Source organism: Paenibacillus sp. P4_A9 (genome assembly GCF_056402415.1).
Map to the genome: position 1 here is coordinate 20,939 of NZ_JBFUHL010000022.1, position 23,512 is coordinate 44,450.

Below are 23,512 nucleotides of genomic sequence, written 5' to 3' on the forward strand. Positions count from 1 at the left end.
GGCTACTGCTGTTGTTTCAAAGGAAAGAGCAGCTCGGCCTTCTCAATGTCTTCTTCATATTTGGCATGAGTAGCACGAATAACCTGAGAGAAAACCCCGCATAGTTCTTTTTCCAAAATACGCAAGCCTTCCGCAGTAATGCCGCCAGGGACAGATACTCGTTTCTGTAAGCTGACAGGATTGAAACCTCCCGTTGTGAGCAATTTACCTGTACCTAACGTCATTTCACTGGCCAGCAATGTGGCCTCCTCAGCAGAAATACCCGTTTCTTCCACAGCAGCATCGATAAAAGCTTGAATAAAGCTAGCAAGAAAAGCAGGACCACAGCTAGATAAATCGGAGGAAATCCTCGTGTAATTTTCAGACACACGTATCGGAGTAGAGATATGCGTGAAAATATTTTCAAGCCACTCCATATCCTCAGGCTGCATGCGATTCCCATGAATACATAACGTAGCACCGCTTAGTACGTAGTTCGTGATACTTGGAATGATTTTACTTATTTTGGCTGGTAAAAGGCCTTCTAGATGCTTAATCAGGATAGGACTCGTAATGGAAATTATAAATTGAGAGGAAAGCACGTCCTCTTTGATTTCATCAATAACCTTTTTGAATTCAGATGGTTTGACACATAAGAAAATCAAATCACTTCCGCGCACGACTTCACGATTCGTTTCCGCCACTTGCAGGCCAGGATAGTTCTCCGCAAGCAGTTCAACTTTACGTAATGTTCGATTGCTAGCGATAATTTGCTCGGGATTGAATGCCCCGGAATGAATGAATGCTTCAATCAGTATACTTCCCATACTCCCAGTACCGATGAATCCAGCTTTCATCAAGTAATCCCTCCCGAAAAAATCAGTCTTTATACGAAAACCAACCTATTTACGCGGTCGCACACAATTCGTGTAGTCATTGGGACGCTTTTTCATGTATATGGTTGCCTATTCACAAATATGCTAAGAAAGAAGGTAGTCCGTGGATTTTTTTGGAAATAAAATAAAGCGACTCTTGTTGATCCTTGGGGGCATCTCGCTTTTTATTTGGGTTGTGTGGCCATTTCTCCGCGGGGGACAACCAACGATTCAAACGGCATTCATGCCGATCAATACGCAGATGGAAGCTTTACTAGTGCAAGAAGCCAATGAGAAGAAAGAGGGGAAAACGACAGTTACGCCAAAGTCGAGTTCACCTGCAACCTCAACTTCAACCCCATCCCCAACCTCGACCTCAACCTCAAACTCAATCCAAAACTCATCTAAGGCGGATTTAAAGTCTGACCAAACTCCTAATTCCTCAGGTACTCCTACATCTTCTTCCGTTGCCGCTAGCCCCGCACCTTCATCCATAAGTTCAACTTCTTCCAAAGCTGCAACCTCATCGACCGAAGCACAAAATGGACTTTTAGATTTGAACACTGCTACGTTAGAGCAATTAGATAAGCTGCCAGGTATAGGTGAAAGTAAGGCCAAGGCCATAATCGAATACCGTACCAAAAAGGGACGATTCAAACGACTTGAAGAGCTCATGGAAGTGAAAGGCATTGGTGACAAAATGTTCGAGAAGCTAAAGGAGCTATTGTTTGTGGCTCCATCCTAGCTCATCTTTTCATTTCTAGTAAAATATGAGAAAATACTAGAAATAGTTTTGGTTTCGAGAATACTAAATGAAAAAACGAGTCATCAGGAGGGAGTCAATCATCATGAGCATCCGGAAAGATTGGGATACGTATTTCCTAGATATCGCTTATATGGCCTCCACACGCTCGCGGTGTAATCGTAGACATGTTGGAGCAGTCCTTGTGCAAGGGAAAAAGCTGCTCGGTACAGCTTATAACGGCGCTCCGATGGGCGTCCCGGATTGCACGGAAGAAGGTTGTATGCTTGTTGAAGAAATCGAGCTGAAGGTTGTTGCCGATGTAGAGGAAGTCGTGCGTAAGCACCGCTGTATACGCACGATTCATGCTGAGCAGAACCTGCTGTTGTTTACCGATCGCGAGGATCGCGAGGGTTCCACAGTTTATGTGACCGATCAACCATGCTGGACTTGCGCGAATATGTTAGCTAACAGTGGAGTGACCGAGATTGTGTTCCATAGGGGGTATCCGAAGGATCACGAGAAGGTTAGCCAGTTGATGGGAGCCAGAGGAATTTTATTCCGTCAGATGACAGTCTATGAACCACCATCAGGTACGGTTTCAGAGGTAGTGAACTAAATAGCGAGTGTTGAGGGGGAAGAACCTCTCTCTAGAAGCAGCCAATAGGGTGCGCTAGGGGGAGGTTTTTTGTTTGTTTATAATGGCTGGGGACGAGCTAAAGAAGGAGCGGCACGATTGTTATGCTCGGAAAACGAGCTTAAAGAGGAGCATTATCTCATTCTCATTAAGAAGGAGTGATCACGTATCATGAAAAGACCAGTTGTTCAAGGATGCTGTCTGTGGATAAGTGGCTATGTGCTCGCTATCTATACCGAGCTCCCGTGGCTGTCCTGGATGACGAGCGCGCTTTTGCTAGCCGCGCTCGTCATCCTCTACGCGCTGCGTCTGCCTGGTCGGCAGTCGCTAGGCGCCCTGCTGCTGGTCGTAATAGCCTACGGCTATTATCAAGGAACCGACCAGCGCAACATCACTGCCCTGCCGCTGGCGCAGCAGGGGCAGATCAGCCCCAGCGGCAGCGAGGTCACGCTGCTCGGCCGTTTTGCCAGCCCTGTCACCATTGACGGTGACAGGGCTAGCTTTACTGTGGAAGCGGAGTCCGTCCGCTTGGGCGAAACCACGGCTTTCCCGCTCGGCGGGGAAAGCGTGCAGGTCTCGCTGCGCCTGATGGAGCAGGCGCAGCAAGCCGTGGCGTCGGGCTGGCGCCGAGGCGACGCCCTGACGTTAACGGGGACGCTGCGCAGCCCGTCCCCGGCCCGCAACTTCGGCGGCTTCGACTACCGCCGATATCTGCGCCTTCACCACACCCATTGGCTGCTTTCAGCCAAAGGGGTGGATCAGGCGCAGGTGCAGCCTGCGGCTGTGCGCCTTAGCGTCGTCCAGCTGCTGCGCTGGAACGACGAACTGCGGGCTGCGCTCAGCAGGCGCATGGACGTGATCTTTCCCGCGTCGCAGGCGGGATTCATGAAGAGCATGCTGATCGGGCTCACCGACGATCTGGATCCAGACCGTTTCCAGCAATTTTCGGAGCTGGGACTGACCCATATTTTAGCCATTTCTGGATTAAATATTGCCGTGTTTCTAGCTGTGTGCATCTGGATCATGCGCCGCTTCAAAGTAACGAAAGAGAGGTATCTGCTCATCTGTATGTGCCTGCTTCCGTTCTACGTTCTCGTCACAGGGGCATCCCCGTCCATTGTAAGGGCTGGGCTTATGTCGATGATTGCTTTGTACGCAGCTAGGCGTGGAGGTATGAAGGAAGTGCTTCACATACTTGCTGTAGCCGCATGGGCGATGCTTCTATGGGACCCTTACTTTTTGCTCGATGTAAGCTTCCAACTATCGTTCCTAGTCACACTGGGACTCATTCTTGGTGTACAAAGAGTTACTGACTTGCTTTCACCTTACGTGACTTCCCCGACTCTCAAAAATACCCTCGCCATCACGCTAGTCTCTCAATCCGTCTCTTTTCCGGTCTCGATTTACTATTTCAATCAATTTTCTTTGTTGTCTTGGTTGGCGAATGCCGTATTGGTTCCTGTTATCAGCATGATTGTGTTTCCGGCAGGCTTGGTTGCACTAGCACTCGGTTTGCTATATATCCCTCTAGGTCAAAGATTAGGCTCGCTGATCGCTTGGCTGAATCAATTCATATTTTGGATAACAGATCAACTCCAGCAAATTCCTCATCTCAAAATGATTTGGCCATCCCCAAGTATACCGTGGATCTATTTTTATTACGGTTTCCTGGTTCTCATTTATGTGTTCTGGCATCGCAGCTACCTGACCGTAAAGGATGAGCTTCCCATTATGTTGGACTTCGACAGCAGCAAAAGCACCAAGCAAATAAGTGTGAAACTTACCTTACTCCTTGCAATTAGCGGTTTTCTTATGCTCTTGTGGATCGGTTATTCGCCGAATCGCTTTCAACGAACAGGTCTTGTGCAATTTATTGATGTCGGTCAGGGCGATGCCATTCTGATTCGTACACCTTACGGTCGCCATATGTTAATCGATGGAGGTGGGACACTCACGTTCCGTAAACCGGGTGATGATTGGAAAATCCGCAAGGACCCTTATGAGGTGGGGCAAAAGCTGCTAGTTCCTCTCCTCAAGAAACGAGGTATACAAAGCTTAGATCTTCTCGTGCTCACCCATGAGGATGCCGACCATAGTGGCGGGTTACAAGCTGTTATTGAACAAATACCAGTGAAGCAATTTCTATTTAATGGGACTTTTAAGGAGAGCAGCAGCATGACGACCCTATTTTCTACACTCGTGCAAAAGCAAGTTCCCTTATTACCCGCGCAAGTCGAAGATTGGATCGAGATTGACCCACAGACGAGATTGCAAGTGATTTATCCGCTTGAAACGAACCAGACAATGATCGAAATCGTCAAAGAGCAGAATGCTAGATCGGTTGTCTTTTTGCTCGAAATGCAAGGTACACGTTGGCTGTTTACAGGGGATATGGAGAAAGAATCCGAAGCGGTAGTGCTTGATTATTTGCTTGACCACCCTGACTTAATAGCGAGTGATAACAAGTCATTGCGTTCCTCCTCATCCTCATCAGATCATAAAATTGATGTTCTTAAAATAGCCCACCATGGCAGCAAAACCTCGACAACACCCGATTGGTTAACCTATTGGAAGCCAGCAGTAGCCGTCATTTCTGTTGGAGTTATGAATACATACGGACATCCTTCTCCAGAAATAATGGATCATTTAGTCAAGGCGAACGTGGGGATTTTCCGCACCGATCTTATGGGTGAAGTGCAAATGGAAGTTCGAGAAGACGGGATTTTCACCCGAAAGAAGTTAGGGAACTAGAGCCTAAATTTAAAGTTTGATGCTTATTTGTAGTGGCCTTAGCTGGAGCATTTCCTTGTGGAAGTGTTCTTCTAAGACTATTTCTATGTCAATCTGGAGTTAATTTGAAACTAATTAATCTTTATTACGTCTAAAAGGTGTTATATGGCTTATTATTTGTTATTCTGATAGATGCAAGATGTACTATATTTATTCTAATAATATTGCAACCTTATGAGATGCGATTGCGTCAGTAAGATTGCAAGGGGGAGGGATCCCAGTGATAGCACCCGAACTGGTAAAATCAGCACAAGCCGGTGACCGTGATGCGCTCATTACCCTATTGCGAGAGATTGAGTCTCACGTTTATCGGACGGCTTTTTATATTTTAAATAATGAACAGGATGCGCTTGATGCTTCGCAGGAAGCACTTCTTCGGATTTATACCAAAATTAATTCCTACGAAGAAAAAGCCTTGTTCAAAACGTGGGTGCAGCGGATTGTTACGAACATCTGCATCGATAAATTTCGCAGAGCGAAACCAACGGTTTCAATGGATGAGCATGAGATGACGTTTACAGCTGATACTAATGTAGAACACGAAATATTGACGGGCTACCTAGCTCAGGATATTAGAGAAGCAATTGAGAAACTTCCCGAACACCATCGCACTGTGGTTGTTCTTCGTTATTTGCAGGACTTTTCGTATCATGAAATTGCAGAATCACTCAATTTACCACTTAATACGGTGAAGTCTTACTTATTCCGAGCTAGACACACCTTACAGTCGCTACTCCAAGATTATCAGAAAGGAGGTGTTCGGGGATGAAATGTCAAGAGGTGATGTTGTACATGCAAAGACAGCTAGATGGAGATTTAGCTCCAAAAGAGGAAGATGAGCTGCATGCTCACCTTATGCATTGTTTGGACTGCGCCCAGATGTTTGAACGTCTGCAGGCATTGTCGAACGAATTGTCCCAGCTTCCTAAGGTTACGCCGCCTTTCAGCTTGGTTGATGCCATTATGCCACAGCTGCTTGAATTGGATAAACAAACAATAACGTCTAAGTCGGACAATATGGTTAGCTTACCATCAAGGGTTTCAAGGGTAGAATCTGATGAAGAGCCTAAACGCTCAGGTTCGAGCCGTTTTAAAGAACAGTTCTCCTGGAAATTCGCAAGCGGTGTTGTTGCCGCGGGATTGATTATTGGATTCTTTGCATTTAATATGCAGAATCCTATTCTCGACAATGCGGACGGATTGATTTCTCATAGAAGTTCTGAGTCCAAAAGCGCAACTGAAAAAAGTGCTGCCACTGCTTCAGACATGAACCAATTGCAAGGAAACGATGGCAAAGCTTTAAAACAAGAAAACGCACCGTCTAACGAAGGGTTACCGAACGCTCCAATGGCAGATACATTCGTAAATGGGACAGACCAATTAAATTCGTCAGTAGGCAGTGGGGTTTTGCCGCAGTCTACCTCCAAAGTGCAGCTTGAGAAGCCAGGTGCTTACAGCGCGCCGGCCGGTGGAAGTGACTCAGGGGCTAAACAAATATCGCCATCTACTTCTGCTCCAGAGCGGCTGAGGGATATGGACGCATCCGATACAAAGATAGATATCGGAGATCAGAATTCGGAGACAATTCCCCCTGTAGCAGGCTTGAGCGTACCGCAGTCATCGCTAGAACCGAAGGCGACGGAGTCGCCTGTGAGGAAATCAGCTCCGGTTCCTACTGTAGATCCTACGAGTACAGACCGTACAAATGCGAGTCAAGGTATCCTTTCCTTATCTTCTACCTTTGATGATACGTTGCTGAAGTCTACAACAGGTGTATATGAGGCTACTGTAGAAGATGCTCATGTTGTCATTCGAAATAGCCTTACGCATGAGATTATCTATGCTTCCAAGCATGTATGGCAGGCAGATGATCAAATCAAGCTGCTGGAGTGGTCGAAGGACGACAAGTTGTTCTATGAGGTTACGAGTAAGGGAACCCTCCAAACTATTCTTATCGATGTGATTGAGAAAACGGAAGCCAATAAATAAAAGTAAGAATCGTTGCACCAAACTGGCTTTGATTGCGTAAACTATCTTAGGAAACAAGGGACAGTTCATTCATCCACACGTGCTAAGGTTTCTAGAGCCTTAAATCGGTGTTTAAATAGACTGGCAAAGGGATTGCTTCAAGGTCTTCGGACTTTGACGTAATCCCTTTGTTGTTGGTAAAATGAACGGGAGGGGTGAATGTCAGTTATGGACGCGAAAAGAGCATTAAAAGATATACAAGCAGGCCGCCCGGCACCCGTTTATTTGTGCTACGGTCCTGAGAAATATAAAATGCGCGAATTTATTCAAATTCTAACGGATTCGTTAATGGGTCCGGAAGATCGGGAATTTGCCGTGAGTAAGTTCGATTTGAGTGAAATGCCGCTTTCATCGGCACTAGATGATGCTGAAACATTACCATTTATGGTGCCAAAGAAACTGGTCATTGCTAAAAATGCATTATTTTTTACGGGTGCAAAGGAGAATACGAAGCTTGAGCACAATATGGATCGCTTGACTGCTTATTTGAAATCTCCAGCGGAGCATACGGTTGTGGTGTTCACGGTGGATGCCGATAAATTGGACGAGCGTAAGAAAATAGTAAAAGCGTTAAAGGACATGGAGGCCGCGGTGCCGTTCCTATCTTTGAGTCCTGAAGAATTGACGCAATGGGTAGCTAAACAAGCAAGTCAGCTTGGCTTTACATTCTTAGGCGGGGCTGCAGAACAGTTGATTCTGTATACGGGTGGTAATTTGCAATCGTTATCGGCAGAATTAGAGAAGATTTCCTTGTATGTGGGAGCCGGTGGTGAAGCGACGTCAGACGTCATAGATCAATTGGTCACTCGGAGCACGGAGCAGAATGTGTTTATTCTCATCGAAGATATTGTCAATGTCCGGTTGGAGCGGGCTTTTGTGATCTTGGAGGAGCTTCTTAAGCAGCGTGAAGAGCCGATCAAAATCGCTTCGCTCATTGCGAGGCAATTCCGCATCATGCTGCAGGTCAAAGAGCTTGGTAAACAAGGCTACTCCCAGCAGCAGATGGCATCTCAGATTGGTTTACATCCTTTTGCGGTCAAAGTCGCGGAGGGGCAGGCCCGGAAGTATGATGGGGAGAAGCTGAGCCGGATTATGGGCGAGCTAGCTGATCTCGATTTGCAGATGAAAACGGGGAAAATCGATAAGGTTTTAGGGTTGGAATTGTTCCTTCTTAGGCTGGCTGCCTAAGATGGGGAATGAAAAAAGACTAATTCTCCTAGGAGGATTAGTCTTTTGCTTTATGTCCGTGTATTACGCTTGAGCCGAAAGAGCGTTTAGCTTTTTAGCTAGACGGGACTTCTTGCGGTTAGCGGCATTTTTATGGATTAAACCTTTAGAAGCAGCTTTATCTAATTTCTTGGAAGCAGAAACTAGAGCTTCAGGGGTTAAAGCTGTTTCGAAAGCTTTCACAGCAGTACGCAAAGCGGACTTGTGGGAAGCGTTGCGAAGACGACGCTTTTCGCTAACTTTTACTCGTTTAATAGCGGATTTAATGTTTGGCATGAAATTCACCTCCTACTTACAAAACACGTTCAACGTTACATTTGTATGTTTGCTGACAACTTTAAGTATTCTACCACGCAATATTTCAAAATGCAAGAGCTGTCAATAGGTTTTCAGTGGTCATCATTGGGTGTTCATAAGCAGTTCATACCAACTGTGGTTCGCTTCAGCTCTCGCTCAAACCTGTTTTAGTCCGATATATCCGAACTAAACGGACGATTCCTTTCTCCAATGAACCAATAGTCAGATTCTACCGAACTATTTAGCCGTTTTTCTTGTGTGATGGTTGTTTAGGTTGATTTAGTCATGTGTTTTAGGACTATTCAAGAAATGTTTGCGCGGACAGTGAGTTTAGTTCGATAATTTCGTACTAATGGGGGATCGGGAGCAGTAACAGTAGCAGGAGTGGGATCGGGGAACTGGATCGGGCGCTGAAGTACAAGCTCATTGTTACAACAATGGCGGCGTGCGAGTCGTATCAACAAGCCAAGAATGAACCCTCGCCACGCCTTTGATTTCAGGGCGAAGCCACTTTTTCTCTTCTAAAAGCCGAATTTGTTTTCTCGCTGTATCATATCCGCATTGGAGCCCTTCCCTGACGTCTGCGAGCTTAATCGGCCTCTCCAATCGTAAGGCTAACCGCAGAATATCTCTTTCCCGGGTGCTTAAATGACTTGTAGCGGAATCGTGATCTCCGAATAAGCTTCCTATAAGCTGTTGGAGCAGCGCTTGCCAAAGACGAGGACGTTCCTGGATGTCATCCAAGCTGATCCGAACAATGATCCATCCATCGTTCACCAAGTGCATGTGGCGCACCAATTGGTTCGAGTATTGTCTTCGGTCCATCTAGTCGTAGTGAGTTCCGTATGGGTCGATTTCAAAGGCGATGCGAATGCCAGAACGGATGTATACAAAGTCGATATATCTCTTTCCGTCTGCAAAGTCAACAACCTCATATTCCGGATGCAAATAATTAAAATGCCCAAATGCGCGCCACCAAAGCTCGCGGAGAAACTCTTTCTCGGCATAGGCATGACCAGTCTTCAATTTCCTCAGAGCTTCGCCTTTCCTTTTCCTTAAATGCTTATCCAGCCAAAATGAATAGCGCCTCCCCACGTCTCAAATGAGAAGTGTGAAGGCGCATGCTTTCGCGTACTTGATATTAGATTCAGACAATATAAGACTATCATAACATCCCCAGGTCGACAAGCAGTACCCATTTTGACATTCCGTGGTATGAGTTTTCAGTGGTCTGCCATCGCTGTTCACAACGACTGATTCTCGCGCAAGCTCAGGTCTGAACCAACTTTAGTTCGATATATTCGAACTAAATGGACCATTCCTAGCTCAAAATGACAATTAGTCGGATTCCGCCGAATTAATTACCCATTTTTCTTAACTGCTGGTTGATATGGTCGATTTAGTTTGGCATTTTAGGACTATTCAAGAAAAGATGACGCGGCCAGTGAAATTAATTCAATAATTTCGGACTAATGKGGGTGCGGGAGAATGATGTGAGATGGAACGGTAAAGACTGCCCGGTCTGCAATTTCCTCAAAGCTTCCCCTTTGCATAAGGGCAGGGCTTCTGTCACACAATAAGCAAAGTCATTTCTATATTTGGAGAAAGGGGACTGTCAATGGACTTAGGCGCATTTAATACACAAACCGATCTTGCACTTGATGCAAGGGATATGGTCCACGCAGCCAATCAAGGACAGCCGATTCCTGGGATTGAACAGGAGTTTACACGGGAGAACGGCATCCGCGTTACCAAAATTAACGTCCTAAACGAAGAAGGATCCAAGGCGCTCGGCAAGATGCTTGGTCATTATATAACCATTGAAGTACCTGCATTACGAGAGAAAGACAGTCAACTCCAAGATCGTGTTGCGACAAAGCTGGCTCAGGAGTTCGAGCAGTTTTTGCGGCAAGTCGGTATTCCCAAAAATGCGAAAGCCCTTATTATTGGTCTGGGTAACGGCAATGTAACTCCCGATGCATTAGGTCCGCTTGTTGTTGAAAATATTATGGTCACCCGACATTATTTTGAGTTAGTTCCTGAAGATGTGAGCCCAGGATATCGTGCTGTGAGCGCCGTTGCTCCAGGTGTTCTAGGTACCACGGGGATTGAAAGCAGCGATATCGTGCAAGGGATTGTGGATAAGTCTAAACCCGACTTCATCATCGCCATCGATGCGCTCGCCTCCAGATCCTTGGACCGTGTGAACACGACGATTCAAATAGCGGATACGGGCATCCACCCGGGATCAGGTATTGGCAACAAACGCAAAGGCTTAACGAAGGAGCAGTTGGGTATTCCTGTTATTGCAATTGGTGTCCCGACAGTTGTATATGCCTCAACGATAGTGAATAATGCCTTTGATTTGATGCAGAAGCATTTCAGCGGTCAAACGAGCAATACGGGACAGATTTTCGGACTTCTGGACAATATCAACGAAGACGAGCGGTTGCAGCTAGTTAAAGAGGTGCTAAACCCCGTCGGACATGATCTGCTTGTCACACCGAAGGAGATTGACCAGTTTATTGAAGACATTGCTAATATCATTGCAAGCGGCTTGAATGCAGCTTTACATGACGCAGTGGATGTCGATAACGTAGCTGCTTATACGCACTAATTGCATGGAAAAGAACTGGTCCGCTTTTAAGTGGTCAGTTCTTTTTGGCGTTTGTTTTAGCATCCCGCATAATTCCGTCTCACGCTTTCCATGATTTACAGCACATACTACTTAATCCTTCTCTATGATAAAAACTTCTATCGAAGCCCTTCGTGGTTGTTTTTATCGCCAATAAGAATTTGTTCTTCCGAATCTCGGAAACTAGTGAATTCTTATGTGGTCAAAAAAATCTAGTGAAACTAGTTCTATCGTTCGGGCTCGTTTCATAGATTGAATTAAGATAGTTTAGGAGGAATCAAACTATGAAATGGACATCAGCCACATGGAATTTCAGCCAAGTTCGCAAAACCTTTCAGAGCGCCAGTTCCGTCGGGAAAACATTTATGGTACTCAGCACCTCGACCTTAGCTCTTTTCGTTCTAATTGGGCTGGGTGGTGTCCTGCAAAGCAGATTAATGACCACATCACCGGTTTCTTCTATGAAAGGTCTCGCCGCATCTGTCACGAATCAGTTTTTCATCGATATGTTGGGTATGGAAGTCCCTCATTTAAATAAGGATCAGAAGAAGTTCACTTTCTCCCAACACAATGTGTTTCACTTCGCTTTTCAAATGATGACGGATATTAATCCGAGTGATCCCAAAAGCTTAGTCGCAAGCGAAGTGCCCGGTATGGATTTGACTAAATCGACGGTATTGGTAAGAGGCAGCGACTCGAATCCGAGTGCCCCCTCTGATTTAAATCCGGGATCTAATAATTTGGAGGCAGAAGCTAGATTTCCACTTCCATCGCCATCTATAGAACCAACGCCTGCCAGCAGCACAACCCCAGCACCAAGTGCTATTGGTCAACCACCTAAGACCGCAGGAGATAATGTCGCTTTTATTTATCAAACACATAGTAATGAGTCATTTCTACCAGAACTGAAAGGCATAACAGACCCAGATAAAGCCTACAGCGATAAAGTGAATATCATCTCCGTAGGTCAGCGGCTAGCTCAGAACCTCGAGAAAGACGGCATTGGTGCTGTTCATTCCTCAACCGTGTATCCAAGCACAGTCAAAAATTTTGAATATCCGTACTCCTACAAATATTCATTAAAAACATTACAGGAAGCAATGACATCGCATCAGGATTTACAGTACTTCTTCGATATTCATCGTGATTCTGCTGTGCGCAATAAAACAACAGCAACCGTTGACGGCAAGGATGTCGCGCAGGTGTATTTTATCATCGGTGGAAAAAATCCGAACTGGAAAAAGAATGAGGAATTTGCAAGCAAAATTCATCAAGTGCTGGAAGAGAAGCACCCTGGTGTGTCAAAGGGAATTCATGCGAAAGAAGCAAGCGAGGGCAACGGATTATATAACCAAAACATTTCACCAAATAGTATTTTGATCGAAGTGGGCGGTCCTTACAATACCCTCGAGGAATGTTATCGTACGACCGATTGGCTGGCGGAAGCGATCTCGGAAGTGATTTTAAATGCGAAAAAAGTGGATGCACCGGCGGTTACGCCCAAAAAATCGTAAGAATAACGCTTAGGAGGCAATGCGATGAGGCTGAGGCACTTTTATATCAAGGTAGGCTTGTTTGGACTCCTGCTGCTGTTCTGTATTTTGTTCGGCGTCAGTCTAGCATCTAGCGGCATGGAACGCATTGAAGGTCCTCAGCCTTCCTCCAAAGCAGCGCCGCAAGCGGCACCTACCAAAGCGCCTGGCAAAGTAACCACAACTGTCGCTAAAGCAACGCCTACACCATCTGTAAAAGATGTTAAAGATACAGCTGTTAAAGCCAAACAACCTACTGAGCCCAAGACTGATCCTGCAGCCATTCATGATAATTCATTAAACCGTGTAGGGAATAAATTGGGTGAGGTATTACAGATTACAGCGCACCACGGCATTAAATTGTTTATCTCTTTGTTTGATGCTGTTTTAGGCAAAGGCTAGCTGTGCATTGCTCCGACTTCCCACAACTGCTATAATGAAAATTATTTGCATGTAGTGGGGGTTAGTCTTTAGCATGACGGACATTCGAGAAAGACAACAAAGAATTCGCAACTTTTCAATTATCGCTCATATCGATCACGGTAAATCAACACTAGCTGATCGCATACTGGAATATACAGGTGCATTGTCTTCACGTGAGATGCAAGAGCAAGTTCTCGACCAGATGGATCTGGAGCGTGAACGGGGGATAACCATCAAGCTTCAAGCGGTGAGATTAGGTTACCGCGCTGACAATGGTGTCGATTATATCCTTAATTTGATCGATACACCAGGACACGTAGACTTTACCTATGAGGTATCACGAAGCCTTGCTGCTTGTGAAGGCGCACTGTTGGTTGTAGATGCGGCTCAAGGGATTGAAGCTCAAACACTAGCGAACGTATATCTAGCACTGGAAAATAATTTAGAAATATTACCTGTTATTAATAAAATTGATTTACCAAGCGCAGACCCAGATAAAGTTAAGCAAGAGATCGAAGATGTGATCGGACTTGACGCTAGTGACGCTGTGCATGCTTCAGCTAAAGCGGGTATCGGTATTAAAGAGATCATCGAGCAGATTTGCTTGAAGGTACCAGCTCCACAAGGTAATCCTGACGCACCATTGAAGGCCTTGATTTTCGACTCCCATTACGATAGCTACAAAGGTGTAATTGTGTATGTGCGTGTCGTCGATGGTGCAATCAAAGCAGGCTCTAAGATTAAAATGATGGCGACAGGCAAAGTGTTTGAAGTCATTGAAGTGGGAGCGTTCAAACCAAGAATGTCATCTGTTCCTTCCCTTGAGGTCGGAGATGTTGGTTTTATCGTTGCCGGTATTAAAAATGTCGGAGACACCCGTGTCGGTGACACAGTAACAGAAGCGGAACGTCCTTCACCTGAAGCGTTGCCGGGTTACCGTCGGATTAATCCAATGGTATTCTGCGGATTGTATCCAATCGAAACGACTGACTACAACGATCTTCGTGAAGCGCTGCAAAAGCTTGAGCTCAATGATGCTTCCTTGCGTTTCGAGCCTGAAACCTCAACAGCGCTAGGCTTCGGCTTCCGTTGCGGATTCTTAGGACTCTTGCACATGGAAATCATTCAGGAGCGGATTGAACGTGAGTTCAACATTCCGTTAATCACAACAGCACCTAGCGTTATCTATCGGATTACATTGACCAATGGCGATGTGATCGACATCGATAATCCATCCAACTATCCGGATCCACAGCGAATTGACTACGTTGAAGAGCCTTACGTGAAAGCTTCTGTTATCGTACCCAATGATTATGTAGGTACAATCATGGAGCTGTGCCAAGGCAAACGCGGCGAATATTTGAATATGGAATACTTAGATACGAATCGCGTTACGTTGACGTACGAAATTCCGTTATCTGAGATCGTCTACGATTTCTTTGATATGTTGAAATCTCGGACAAAGGGCTATGCTTCCTTTGATTATGAAGTCAGCGGGTACAAGAAATCGAACTTGGTGAAAATGGACATCCTGCTCAACGCTGAGCAAGTCGATGCACTTTCCTTCATCGTTCACCGTGATACCGCGTATCACCGCGGCAAAATCATTTGTGATAAGCTAAAGGAGCTCATCCCGCGGCAAATGTTTGAGGTGCCGATTCAAGCGGCAATTGGACAGAAGATCGTGGCGCGTGAGACCGTTAAAGCAATGCGTAAAAACGTACTTGCCAAATGTTACGGCGGTGACATTTCGCGTAAGCGTAAATTGTTAGACAAGCAAAAAGAAGGTAAGAAACGCATGAAGCAGGTCGGCAGCGTAGAAGTGCCGCAAGAAGCGTTCATGGCTGTTCTGAAAATCGACGAATAGATGCATGGAATGAAAAGCTGGGGTGGCAGCGTACGCTGTCCCTTGGCTTTTTCTCAATTGTGACCATGGAAAGGAATACCCCTAATGTTAGTTACTTATACAACGCCTACAGCGGTGTACATTCATATCCCCTTTTGCACAAATAAATGTCATTATTGCGATTTCAACTCGTACGTGCTCAAAGGTCAGCCCGTTATGGAATATCTAGACGCGCTAGAGCGCGAAATGGAGCTTACTGTACGGAACCATCCACCACAGAAAGTGGAGACGATATTCGTCGGAGGCGGTACGCCAACTGTGTTGCTTCCAGATCAAATGGAACGCTTCTTGCGTATCGTGCGCACTTATTTCCCAGCTGACAGTGCGGAAGTCGAGTTTTCGATGGAAGCGAACCCGGGAACAACGGACGAAGATAAGCTGGCTGTAATGAAGGCTGGCGGCGTAAATCGCATAAGCTTTGGCGTGCAATCTTTTAACAATGACATCTTGGCAGCGATTGGCCGTATTCACAATACAGATGATGTGCACAGAAGCATCGCCAATGCAAAGAAGCTAGGCTTCGATAACTTATCCATCGATCTGATGTTTGGGCTTCCAAAGCAAACGGTGGATATTATGCAGGCTACTTTAGATGAGGCGCTCTCACTCGATTTACAACATTACTCCATTTACAGCTTAAAAGTAGAAGAAAACACATTGTTCCACACCTTATTTAATAAAAATCAGCTGCCGCTCCCAAGTGAAGATGAGGAAGTCGATATGTACGAGCTCATCATGAAACGATTAGAGGGAGCAGGGTATAAGCAATATGAAATCAGTAACTTTGCCAAACCTGGCCGCGAGAGCCGACATAATACGATGTATTGGCGCAATCGGTCCTATTACGGATTAGGCGCTGGTGCACATGGGTATATGAACGGACAACGTCATGTGAACGTGAAGGGCATTCAACCTTACATTGACGCAACGAAGCTTGGATTACCAATATTGGAACAATCCGAAGTCACGCCTCAGGAAGCTATGGAAGACTTTATGATGGTAGGCTTGCGACTGCTTGAGGGTGTCCGCAACAAGGATTTCATGGATCAATTTGGCATCACCATTGAATTTCAATTCGGATCTACGCTTCAGGGATGGTTGTCAAAAGGGCTGCTTGAACAAACTTCCGAAGGGTACCGATTGTCCAAACATGGCATTCTACTTGGTAATGAAGTGTTCGCTTCTTTCCTAACTTAAGACGGAACCTTTGAGCAAAAAACGCTTGTGCATTTATACGTATTGTTGTATATTTATACATGAATCCACAAGCGAAACAGCGGAAAGCCGCAGATCGCTAGCGTGGCTTTTATGCATTTTTTGCGATTGGTGGGTGGGGAAAGCGTGAATACATCAACTACAGTGTCCGTAAGAAAAGCTTCGGTGGATGATATCGATAAGCTTTATGAAATTATACAGGGGTATGCGGGGCAAGGCATCATGCTGCCGCGGAGCATGGAAATGCTTCAAGATCAAATTGATACTTTTGTTGTAGCTGAGCTTGACGGCTTATTGATTGGCTGCGGTTCGTTGACAAGGTTAGGGCCAGATCTAGTTGAGATTCGCTCACTGGGAATGACGCCTGGCTACAAAGGACAAGGAATCGGCGGTAAGCTCGTAAATTTCTTAGTTGAAGAGGCAAGAAGCCAAGGAATTATTAAAGTCATGGCACTTACTTACGAAGTTGCTTTCTTCCAAAAAAACGGCTTTACACTTGTTCCGAAGGAGATTTTTCCGGAGAAGGTTTGGAGAGACTGCATGCATTGCAAAAAACAGTATTGTTGCGACGAAATCGCCGTACTTAAACGATTGGATTGACTTGACAACAGACCTTAGGGTCTGTTATTTTTGTATTAGGATTTAGCACTCACTAAATACGAGTGCTAACGAAGGTGACGAATAGTGAGAAGTGAGGAGGAGGGGTACTCATGTTGACAGAGCGCCAACGTATGATTTTAAGTGCAATCATTGATGATTACGTTCGTTCAGCAGAGCCGGTTGGTTCGCGAAGTATTTCGAAGCGCGGGAATGTTGGGTTTAGTCCAGCAACCATACGTAACGAAATGTCTGATCTCGAAGAAATGGGCTATCTTGAGCAGCCTCATACGTCCGCAGGTCGTATTCCTTCACACAAAGGTTATCGCTATTATGTCGATCATTTGTTGAAGCACGGCTCCTTACACAGTCATGATTTGGACTCCATGAAGGGTGCCTTCGCAGAACGTATTCAAGAGATGGAAGGTGTTATTCAGCACGTTGCTGGCATGCTCTCCAGTCTTACGAATTACACGTCTATTGTGCTCGGTCCTGAGGTTTTTAGCACGACATTGAAGCATATCCAGATCATCCCGATCTCGGATACAACTGCTGTTGCGATCCTGGTGATGAATACGGGTCATGTTGAAAATAAAACGGTAACGATACCTGAAGGAATTCCGATGTCGGAAATCGAGAAGGTCGTTAATATATTGAATACAAGGCTTAAGAATGTGCCATTGGTTCAGTTTAAATCCAAGCTTTACAACGAAATTTCGAATGAATTAAGCAAATATGTGAATGGGTATCAAGAGCTTCTTGGTATGGTGGAAAGCGTACTTCAAAGTGATGAGAAGGATCGCGTTTTTCTTAGCGGGATGACGAATATGCTCACACAGCCTGAGTTTAAGGATGTGGAGAAGGTGAAGAGCATCTTTGATCTGCTGGAAGAAGCACCAACCCTGATCAAGTTATTTACTCCGTCAAATGAAGGCATTGAGATTAAAATTGGTGCTGAAAATAGTATTGAAGCGATATCGAATTGCAGTTTAATTACAGCCTCTTATTCCATAGGGGGTACGCCGCTTGGTACAATTGGTATTTTGGGACCTACCAGGATGGAATACGGTAGAGTTATCGGCTTGATGGAACACCTATCGAAGCATATGGAATTGGTCTTAGGACGTTGGTATGGCAAATGACAGGAGTCAAACCGATGCACGGTGAAGGTGAAGAACGCTACTCAACACTTGTTAATAATGCGGCCGCTGTAAGAGCGATCTGCTCAGCAGTCGAAGGAACTCTAGGACCAAAAGGGCTAGATACGATGCTTGTCGGCGGCCAAGGTGATGTCATTATTACGAATGATGGCGTCACTATTTTGGAAAAGATGGATGTTACCCATCCTGCTGCTAGGCTAATGATTCAAGTCGCTCGCAGCCAACAACGCCAGATTGGTGATGGCACTACGACGGCGACTGTACTTGCTGGTGCGATGGTGCAAGAAGGCGTCGCGCAAGTGACACGTGGCGTTCCTGTTGCGAAAGTAGTCACAGGCATGCTGCAGGGGATAGAATTAGCTGTAGCCAGCTTGCAAAGCCGAAGCCGGTCGATTGTGAGTTTGGCAGATCGCGCGTTGCAGCGTATCGCCTATACAGCTGGTCGTGAGCAGACTGACATTGCGAAGCTCATCATTCAAGCGGCCGAAGCCGTCGGTGAGGCGAAGCTGCGCGAAGAAGGCTATCGCTTCGCGGACAGCGTGCTCGCGCATGAAGAAGCGAGCAGTGAGGTTTGGACCGGCATTCTGCTAAACCAGAAGCCAATGAACCTGCATATCGAGCAGGAGCGTCGAGATGCTCGCATCCTCGTGCTGCATGATGCGTTAGAGCCTGAGGCGGTCAGCGAGGAATCGCTGGTCACCGAGGCAGGCTTCCAGCGCTACATGCAGCTGAGGGAGCTCTTCCGCAGCAGCCTCGGCTCGCTGCTGGAGCTTGGAGTCGGTCTGATCGCCTCAGACCGCGGGGTTGACCCTGAGGCGGAGCAGTTCTGCTCCGACCATGGTATTCTCGTGCTGCAGCGGCTGTCCCGCAGGGACCTGCTGCTGTTGAGCGAGCATACCGGCGCTAGGCCGGTGCGGCGCACGGCGCTGCGCAAGAGCGTGCCGGAGCTGAGCGCTGCGCTCGGTCACGCGGGCTATGCCGCGTATGACGAGCGGCTGGAGCGCGTGCGCGTGGCGCAGGGTCACGGTGAGCAACACGTGACCGTGATTGTTGGCGCCGCGACGCGCGAAGCGGCGCATGAGCGCTCGCGCATCGCGAAGGACGCTGCGTCAGCCGTTCAAGCCGCCGTTCGCGGCGGGTACTTGCCCGGCGGCGGCGCAGCGGAGATGGCCGTCGCGCATGATCTGGAGCGTGTGCGCGAGACGATGAAGGGCATGGAGGGCTTTGGTGTGGCCGCTGTCGCGGGTGCACTGCGCAAGCCATTGTCACAAATCGTAGTGAACGCAGGCTACAATCCGCTCGAGAAGGTTGAAGAGCTGAAAGCGGCCCAGCTTGCACAAGATACGGACAGCCTAGGCATCGATTGCGATACGGGGCTGATTACGGATTTCGTGGAGGCGGGGATCATGGATCCGACAGATGTGAAAATTCACGCGCTGCAAGCGGCTGGTGAAGTGGCTGCCGCGGTGCTACGTATCCATACAGTGATTAAGATGAAGCAGCCTTTTGAAGAAAACTAAAGATGGGCAAACTAAACCCAAATAAGTCGTGTATTACGTTTAGGAGGTGAAGGACAATTGAGTACTGGAGATAACAAAACAACTGCAGAACAAGACATGAATACTACATACGCAGCCGACAACGAACCAACTACAGAGCAAGCTGAGGTAGTAGAGGACGTGGAAGTTTCCGAGGACGCGAGTGCAAATAGCGAATTGGAACAGGCGCGTGTGCAAGCCGAAGAAAACTATCAGCGTTTATTACGCGTTCAAGCGGACTTCGACAACTTCCGTCGCCGTGCAAGAGCGGAGAAGGAAGATTTCGCGAAATACGCTTCGCTAAAATTGATTGAACAGCTATTACCGATTGTGGATAACTTTGATCGCGCGCTGTCTTCAAGCAAAGAGACGAAGGATTTCGATGCATTGGTAAAGGGCTTGGATATGACTTACCGCGGTATGGATCAACTATTAACTGCTGAAGGGCTTAAGCCTATCGAGGCAGTTGGTCAACCATTCAATCCTGAATTCCATCAAGCTGTTATGCAAGTGGAATCTGAGGAGCATGAAGAAGGTATCGTTGTAGAAGAATTGCAAAAAGGCTATATCCTTAAAGACAAGGTCATCCGACCTGCAATGGTTAAAGTTAGCGTATAAAGGATCTTATCTTTTTTAAATAAACTAATGACGTTCCTATGGAACATAAGGAGGATCTTTACATGAGTAAAGTTATTGGTATTGACTTAGGTACTACAAATTCTTGCGTTGCCGTTATGGAAGGCGGAGAAGCTGTTGTAATTCCAAACCCAGAGGGCAATCGCACAACCCCATCTGTTGTAGGCTTCAAAAAGGATGGCGAGCGTGTTGTTGGTGAAACAGCAAAGCGTCAAGCGATCACAAACCCAGATAAAACAATCAGCTCCATCAAGCGTCACATTGGTACGAACCACAAAGAGAACATTGATGGCAAAGACTACACGCCACAAGAAATCTCTGCAATTATCCTGCAAAAGCTGAAAGCTGATGCGGAAGCTTACCTTGGCCAAACGGTTACACAAGCCGTAATCACAGTTCCTGCTTACTTTAACGACAGCCAACGCCAAGCGACGAAGGATGCTGGTAAAATTGCTGGTCTTGAAGTTCTTCGTATCGTCAACGAGCCAACGGCTGCTGCACTTGCTTACGGTTTGGAAAAAACAGAAGACCAAACGATTCTCGTTTATGACCTTGGTGGCGGTACATTCGACGTATCCATCCTTGAGCTTGGCGACGGATTCTTTGAAGTTAAAGCAACAAGCGGCGACAACAAATTGGGTGGCGATGACTTTGACCAAGTTGTTATGGATTACCTCGTTGCCGAATTCAAAAAAGAGCAAGGCATTGACCTTTCCAAAGATAAAGCGGCAGTTCAACGTTTGAAAGATGCTGCTGAAAAAGCGAAAAAAGAACTTTCCGGTGTTTTGACAACGACAGTTTCCCTTCCGTTCATCACGGTAGCAGACGGCGTGCCTCAGCATTTGGAGTTGAACATGACTCGTGCGAAGTTCGATGAGCTTACTTCTGGACTTGTTGAAAGAACACTTGGACCAACTCGTCAAGCACTACAGGATTCCGGTTTGTCCACAAGCCAAATTGACAAAGTAGTTCTTGTTGGTGGATCCACACGTATTCCAGCGGTTGTTGAAGCAATCAAGAAATTGACTGGTAAAGATCCACACAAAGGCGTTAACCCGGATGAAGTTGTTGCTCTTGGCGCAGCTGTTCAAGCTGGTGTTTTGACTGGTGAAGTGAAAGACGTTGTTCTTCTTGACGTAACACCACTTTCCCTTGGTATCGAAACAGCAGGCGGCGTATTCACGAAAATGATCGACCGCAACACAACGATTCCAACTACGAAATCACAAGTGTACTCCACTTATGCAGATAGCCAAACTAGCGTTGAGATTCACGTTCTTCAAGGTGAGCGCTCCATGGCTAACGGCAACAAAACACTTGGCCGCTTCATGCTAGGCGACATTCCTCCAGCTCCGCGCGGCGTTCCGCAAATCGAAGTTAGCTTCGATATCGATGCGAACGGTATCGTTAACGTGTCTGCTTTGGATAAAGGAACAGGCAAAAGCCAAAAAATCACAATCACTTCCTCCAGCGGCTTGAGCGATGCGGAAGTTGAACAAATGGTTAAAGATGCGGAAGCACATGCTGAGGAAGACCGCGCACGTAAAGAGCTTGTAGAAGCTCGTAACGAAGCGGATCAATTGGTATACTCCGTTGACAAAACGATCAAAGATCTTGGCGACAAAGTTGACCAAGGCGAAATCGACAAAGCGAATGCAGCGAAAGAGAAAGTAACAGCTGCTCTAGCTGGCAACGATCTTGAAACAATCAAGAAAGCTACTGAAGAATTGACAGAAGTGATTCAACAGCTTTCTGTTAAATTATATGAGCAAGCTTCGCAAGATCAAGGTCCTGATGCGAGTAGCGGCGCAGGCGAAGCTCCAAAAGGTAGAGAAAATGTTGTTGACGCTGACTACGAAGTGGTTGACGAACCTAAAAAATAAACATATTCTAACTAAATAGAAGTTTAAAGATTTTTTTTAAACACTGTTTGTTACGCATGGAACGTAAGAGTCAAAGCCAAGAGGAGGTTCTCCGTGGCTTTGACTTTCCGTTTGTAGTCTTGAACATGGGAGTGGAACAAGTGAGTAAACGTGATTATTACGAGGTGCTAGGCCTCGGCAAGAATGCTTCACAGGATGAGATCAAGAAGGCTTACCGTAAAATGGCACGTCAATATCACCCTGACGTGAATAAAGCGGCTGACGCAGAAAATAAGTTCAAAGAAGCGAAAGACGCGTACGATGTTCTAGGTGATGATCAAAAACGTGCTCAGTATGATCAGTTCGGTCATGTAGATCCAAATCAAGGTATGGGCGGCCAAGATTTCAACGGTGGCTTCGGGGATATCTTTGATATGTTCTTTGGTGGCGGCGGCGGTGGAAATCGTCGTAATCCGAACGCACCGCAGCGCGGTAACGATCTGCAATACACGATGACAGTGGAATTCAAAGAAGCTATTTTCGGCAAAGAATTGGATATCAACATCCCGCGTACCGAAAACTGTGACGCGTGTAGTGGATCAGGTGCTAAGGCAGGTACAAAACCAGAAACATGTGGCGGCTGTCACGGCAGCGGACAACAGGAGGTTGTACAGAATACAGCGTTTGGCCGTATTGTGAACCGCCGTGTTTGTACGTCTTGTAATGGTTCAGGTAAAATCATCAAAGAAAAATGCGGAACGTGTCATGGCGCCGGAAAAGTGAAGAAAACGCGCACGATTCACATCAAGATTCCAGCAGGTGTGGATGATGGCGCTCAGCTTCGTGTTTCAGGTGAAGGAGAAGGCGGAACACGTGGAGGCCCATCTGGTGACCTTTATGTTGTGATTCGCGTGAAATCTCATGAGTTTTTCCAACGTGAAGGCAATGATGTGTACTGTGAAGTACCGTTGACTTTCATGCAGGCAGCGCTTGGTGATGAAATTGAGATTCCAACGCTTACTGAGAAAGTGAAGCTCAAAATTCCAGCTGGTACGCAAACGGATACGTACTTCCGTCTCAAAGGCAAAGGCGTTCCGCATCTCCGTGGCTTCGGTCAAGGTGATCAGCATGTGAAGGTCATCGTGATGACACCGACCAATTTGTCGGAAGATCAGAAGGATTTGCTGCGTCAGTTCGGCAAGCAAAGCGGCGAGCATACGCATGAGCAGAGTCAGTCTATTTTCGAACGTATGAAAAGAGCCTTCTTAGGCGATTAGATCTTTATCATAGCACCTCGTTTAGATGGTTGTTCGGAGACATTCCGAATACCATGTAAGCGAGGTTTTTTATTTTGACCCCTTTACACCTACTTAACAATACCTACCAAATTTACAAAAAATACATATGAAATTGACGCTCTCCAAATCTAGGAC

General features: G+C 46.3%; 22 protein-coding genes. 17 read left to right on the forward strand and 5 right to left on the reverse strand.

Annotated features, from left to right (window positions below):
• Positions 1 to 2 precede the first annotated feature (2 nt).
• On the reverse strand, positions 3 to 836 hold the full coding sequence (comER, locus tag AC1DVJ_RS15860; protein ID WP_477592206.1) for a late competence protein ComER: 834 nt from the start codon (positions 834 to 836) through the stop codon (positions 3 to 5).
• Positions 837 to 1,085: 249 nt separating this feature from the next.
• Positions 1,086 to 1,367 (reverse strand): hypothetical protein, encoded by a 282-nt coding sequence (locus tag AC1DVJ_RS15865; RefSeq protein WP_477592207.1) that lies wholly within the window; start codon positions 1,365 to 1,367, stop codon positions 1,086 to 1,088.
• 43 nt (positions 1,368 to 1,410) lie between these two features.
• On the opposite strand from AC1DVJ_RS15865, the gene AC1DVJ_RS15870 reads away from it, so the two are divergent.
• From AC1DVJ_RS15870 to holA, 6 genes are all read left to right on the forward strand, one after another.
• Positions 1,411 to 1,599, forward strand: coding sequence for a ComEA family DNA-binding protein (locus AC1DVJ_RS15870; RefSeq protein ID WP_477592208.1), 189 nt, complete (start codon positions 1,411 to 1,413; stop codon positions 1,597 to 1,599).
• A 103-nt stretch (positions 1,600 to 1,702) separates the two neighbouring features.
• Positions 1,703 to 2,215, forward strand: a complete 513-nt coding sequence (locus AC1DVJ_RS15875; protein ID WP_477592209.1) for a deoxycytidylate deaminase — start codon at positions 1,703 to 1,705, stop codon at positions 2,213 to 2,215.
• Between the two features lie 189 nt (positions 2,216 to 2,404).
• Positions 2,405 to 4,984 carry a DNA internalization-related competence protein ComEC/Rec2 gene (locus AC1DVJ_RS15880; RefSeq protein ID WP_477592210.1) on the forward strand — a complete coding sequence of 860 codons (2,580 nt, stop codon included), beginning with the start codon at positions 2,405 to 2,407 and terminating at the stop codon, positions 4,982 to 4,984.
• A 259-nt stretch (positions 4,985 to 5,243) separates the two neighbouring features.
• A complete protein-coding gene (locus AC1DVJ_RS15885) occupies positions 5,244 to 5,792 on the forward strand; it encodes an RNA polymerase sigma factor (RefSeq protein WP_477592211.1) in 549 nt (182 codons plus the stop codon).
• Positions 5,789 to 7,012 carry an anti-sigma factor family protein gene (locus tag AC1DVJ_RS15890; RefSeq protein ID WP_477592212.1) on the forward strand — a complete coding sequence of 408 codons (1,224 nt, stop codon included), beginning with the start codon at positions 5,789 to 5,791 and terminating at the stop codon, positions 7,010 to 7,012. Before AC1DVJ_RS15885 ends, AC1DVJ_RS15890 begins: the two co-directional genes overlap by 4 nt.
• 207 nt (positions 7,013 to 7,219) lie before the next feature.
• The gene (gene holA, locus AC1DVJ_RS15895) at positions 7,220 to 8,239 is read left to right on the forward strand and encodes a DNA polymerase III subunit delta (RefSeq protein ID WP_477592252.1); all 1,020 of its coding nucleotides are present in this window, start codon (positions 7,220 to 7,222) and stop codon (positions 8,237 to 8,239) included.
• A gap of 63 nt (positions 8,240 to 8,302) precedes the next feature.
• Here holA and rpsT read toward each other — a convergent pair whose 3' ends face one another.
• From rpsT to AC1DVJ_RS15910, 3 genes are all read right to left on the reverse strand, one after another.
• On the reverse strand, positions 8,303 to 8,554 hold the full coding sequence (rpsT, locus tag AC1DVJ_RS15900) for a 30S ribosomal protein S20 (protein WP_056609803.1): 252 nt from the start codon (positions 8,552 to 8,554) through the stop codon (positions 8,303 to 8,305).
• A 450-nt stretch (positions 8,555 to 9,004) separates the two neighbouring features.
• Positions 9,005 to 9,400 (reverse strand): hypothetical protein, encoded by a 396-nt coding sequence (locus AC1DVJ_RS15905; RefSeq protein ID WP_477592213.1) that lies wholly within the window; start codon positions 9,398 to 9,400, stop codon positions 9,005 to 9,007.
• Positions 9,401 to 9,601 (reverse strand): hypothetical protein, encoded by a 201-nt coding sequence (locus AC1DVJ_RS15910; RefSeq protein ID WP_477592214.1) that lies wholly within the window; start codon positions 9,599 to 9,601, stop codon positions 9,401 to 9,403.
• Between the two features lie 586 nt (positions 9,602 to 10,187).
• Here AC1DVJ_RS15910 and gpr point away from each other — a divergent pair.
• The 11 genes from gpr (at position 10,188) to dnaJ (ending at position 23,356) form a co-directional block, all read left to right on the forward strand.
• Positions 10,188 to 11,192 carry a GPR endopeptidase gene (gpr, locus tag AC1DVJ_RS15915; RefSeq protein ID WP_477592253.1) on the forward strand — a complete coding sequence of 335 codons (1,005 nt, stop codon included), beginning with the start codon at positions 10,188 to 10,190 and terminating at the stop codon, positions 11,190 to 11,192.
• A gap of 302 nt (positions 11,193 to 11,494) precedes the next feature.
• Positions 11,495 to 12,724, forward strand: a complete 1,230-nt coding sequence (gene spoIIP / locus AC1DVJ_RS15920; protein WP_477592215.1) for a stage II sporulation protein P — start codon at positions 11,495 to 11,497, stop codon at positions 12,722 to 12,724.
• Between the two features lie 24 nt (positions 12,725 to 12,748).
• On the forward strand, positions 12,749 to 13,144 hold the full coding sequence (locus AC1DVJ_RS15925; RefSeq protein WP_477592216.1) for a DUF3679 domain-containing protein: 396 nt from the start codon (positions 12,749 to 12,751) through the stop codon (positions 13,142 to 13,144).
• A 73-nt stretch (positions 13,145 to 13,217) separates the two neighbouring features.
• A complete protein-coding gene (lepA, locus tag AC1DVJ_RS15930; protein ID WP_477592217.1) occupies positions 13,218 to 15,032 on the forward strand; it encodes a translation elongation factor 4 in 1,815 nt (604 codons plus the stop codon).
• Positions 15,033 to 15,116: 84 nt separating this feature from the next.
• On the forward strand, positions 15,117 to 16,268 hold the full coding sequence (gene hemW / locus AC1DVJ_RS15935) for a radical SAM family heme chaperone HemW (protein WP_477592218.1): 1,152 nt from the start codon (positions 15,117 to 15,119) through the stop codon (positions 16,266 to 16,268).
• A 111-nt stretch (positions 16,269 to 16,379) separates the two neighbouring features.
• Positions 16,380 to 16,886 carry an N-acetyltransferase gene (locus AC1DVJ_RS15940; RefSeq protein ID WP_477592219.1) on the forward strand — a complete coding sequence of 169 codons (507 nt, stop codon included), beginning with the start codon at positions 16,380 to 16,382 and terminating at the stop codon, positions 16,884 to 16,886.
• A 110-nt stretch (positions 16,887 to 16,996) separates the two neighbouring features.
• A complete protein-coding gene (hrcA, locus tag AC1DVJ_RS15945) occupies positions 16,997 to 18,025 on the forward strand; it encodes a heat-inducible transcriptional repressor HrcA (protein WP_477592220.1) in 1,029 nt (342 codons plus the stop codon).
• Positions 18,026 to 18,039: 14 nt separating this feature from the next.
• The gene (locus AC1DVJ_RS15950; protein ID WP_477592221.1) at positions 18,040 to 19,563 is read left to right on the forward strand and encodes a TCP-1/cpn60 chaperonin family protein; all 1,524 of its coding nucleotides are present in this window, start codon (positions 18,040 to 18,042) and stop codon (positions 19,561 to 19,563) included.
• 57 nt (positions 19,564 to 19,620) lie between these two features.
• Positions 19,621 to 20,199, forward strand: coding sequence for a nucleotide exchange factor GrpE (grpE, locus tag AC1DVJ_RS15955; RefSeq protein WP_477592222.1), 579 nt, complete (start codon positions 19,621 to 19,623; stop codon positions 20,197 to 20,199).
• 62 nt (positions 20,200 to 20,261) lie between these two features.
• A complete protein-coding gene (gene dnaK, locus AC1DVJ_RS15960) occupies positions 20,262 to 22,100 on the forward strand; it encodes a molecular chaperone DnaK (RefSeq protein ID WP_477592223.1) in 1,839 nt (612 codons plus the stop codon).
• A 125-nt stretch (positions 22,101 to 22,225) separates the two neighbouring features.
• Entirely contained in the window at positions 22,226 to 23,356 is a 1,131-nt protein-coding gene (dnaJ, locus tag AC1DVJ_RS15965; protein WP_477592254.1) for a molecular chaperone DnaJ, read from the forward strand.
• The last annotated feature ends 156 nt before the right edge of the window (positions 23,357 to 23,512 follow it).

Coding starts and splice junctions, on each gene's coding strand:
- AC1DVJ_RS15950 (WP_477592221.1), top strand. CDS start 18,040: ATGCACGGTGAAGGTGAAGAACGCTACTCAACACTTGTTAATAATGCG.
- hrcA (WP_477592220.1), top strand. CDS start 16,997: ATGTTGACAGAGCGCCAACGTATGATTTTAAGTGCAATCATTGATGAT.
- AC1DVJ_RS15880 (WP_477592210.1), top strand. CDS start 2,405: ATGAAAAGACCAGTTGTTCAAGGATGCTGTCTGTGGATAAGTGGCTAT.
- AC1DVJ_RS15890 (WP_477592212.1), top strand. CDS start 5,789: ATGAAATGTCAAGAGGTGATGTTGTACATGCAAAGACAGCTAGATGGA.
- spoIIP (WP_477592215.1), top strand. CDS start 11,495: ATGAAATGGACATCAGCCACATGGAATTTCAGCCAAGTTCGCAAAACC.
- dnaK (WP_477592223.1), top strand. CDS start 20,262: ATGAGTAAAGTTATTGGTATTGACTTAGGTACTACAAATTCTTGCGTT.
- AC1DVJ_RS15925 (WP_477592216.1), top strand. CDS start 12,749: ATGAGGCTGAGGCACTTTTATATCAAGGTAGGCTTGTTTGGACTCCTG.
- AC1DVJ_RS15905 (WP_477592213.1), bottom strand. CDS start 9,400: ATGGACCGAAGACAATACTCGAACCAATTGGTGCGCCACATGCACTTG.
- rpsT (WP_056609803.1), bottom strand. CDS start 8,554: ATGCCAAACATTAAATCCGCTATTAAACGAGTAAAAGTTAGCGAAAAG.
- AC1DVJ_RS15875 (WP_477592209.1), top strand. CDS start 1,703: ATGAGCATCCGGAAAGATTGGGATACGTATTTCCTAGATATCGCTTAT.
- hemW (WP_477592218.1), top strand. CDS start 15,117: ATGTTAGTTACTTATACAACGCCTACAGCGGTGTACATTCATATCCCC.
- comER (WP_477592206.1), bottom strand. CDS start 836: ATGAAAGCTGGATTCATCGGTACTGGGAGTATGGGAAGTATACTGATT.
- lepA (WP_477592217.1), top strand. CDS start 13,218: ATGACGGACATTCGAGAAAGACAACAAAGAATTCGCAACTTTTCAATT.
- dnaJ (WP_477592254.1), top strand. CDS start 22,226: ATGGGAGTGGAACAAGTGAGTAAACGTGATTATTACGAGGTGCTAGGC.
- holA (WP_477592252.1), top strand. CDS start 7,220: ATGGACGCGAAAAGAGCATTAAAAGATATACAAGCAGGCCGCCCGGCA.
- AC1DVJ_RS15940 (WP_477592219.1), top strand. CDS start 16,380: ATGCATTTTTTGCGATTGGTGGGTGGGGAAAGCGTGAATACATCAACT.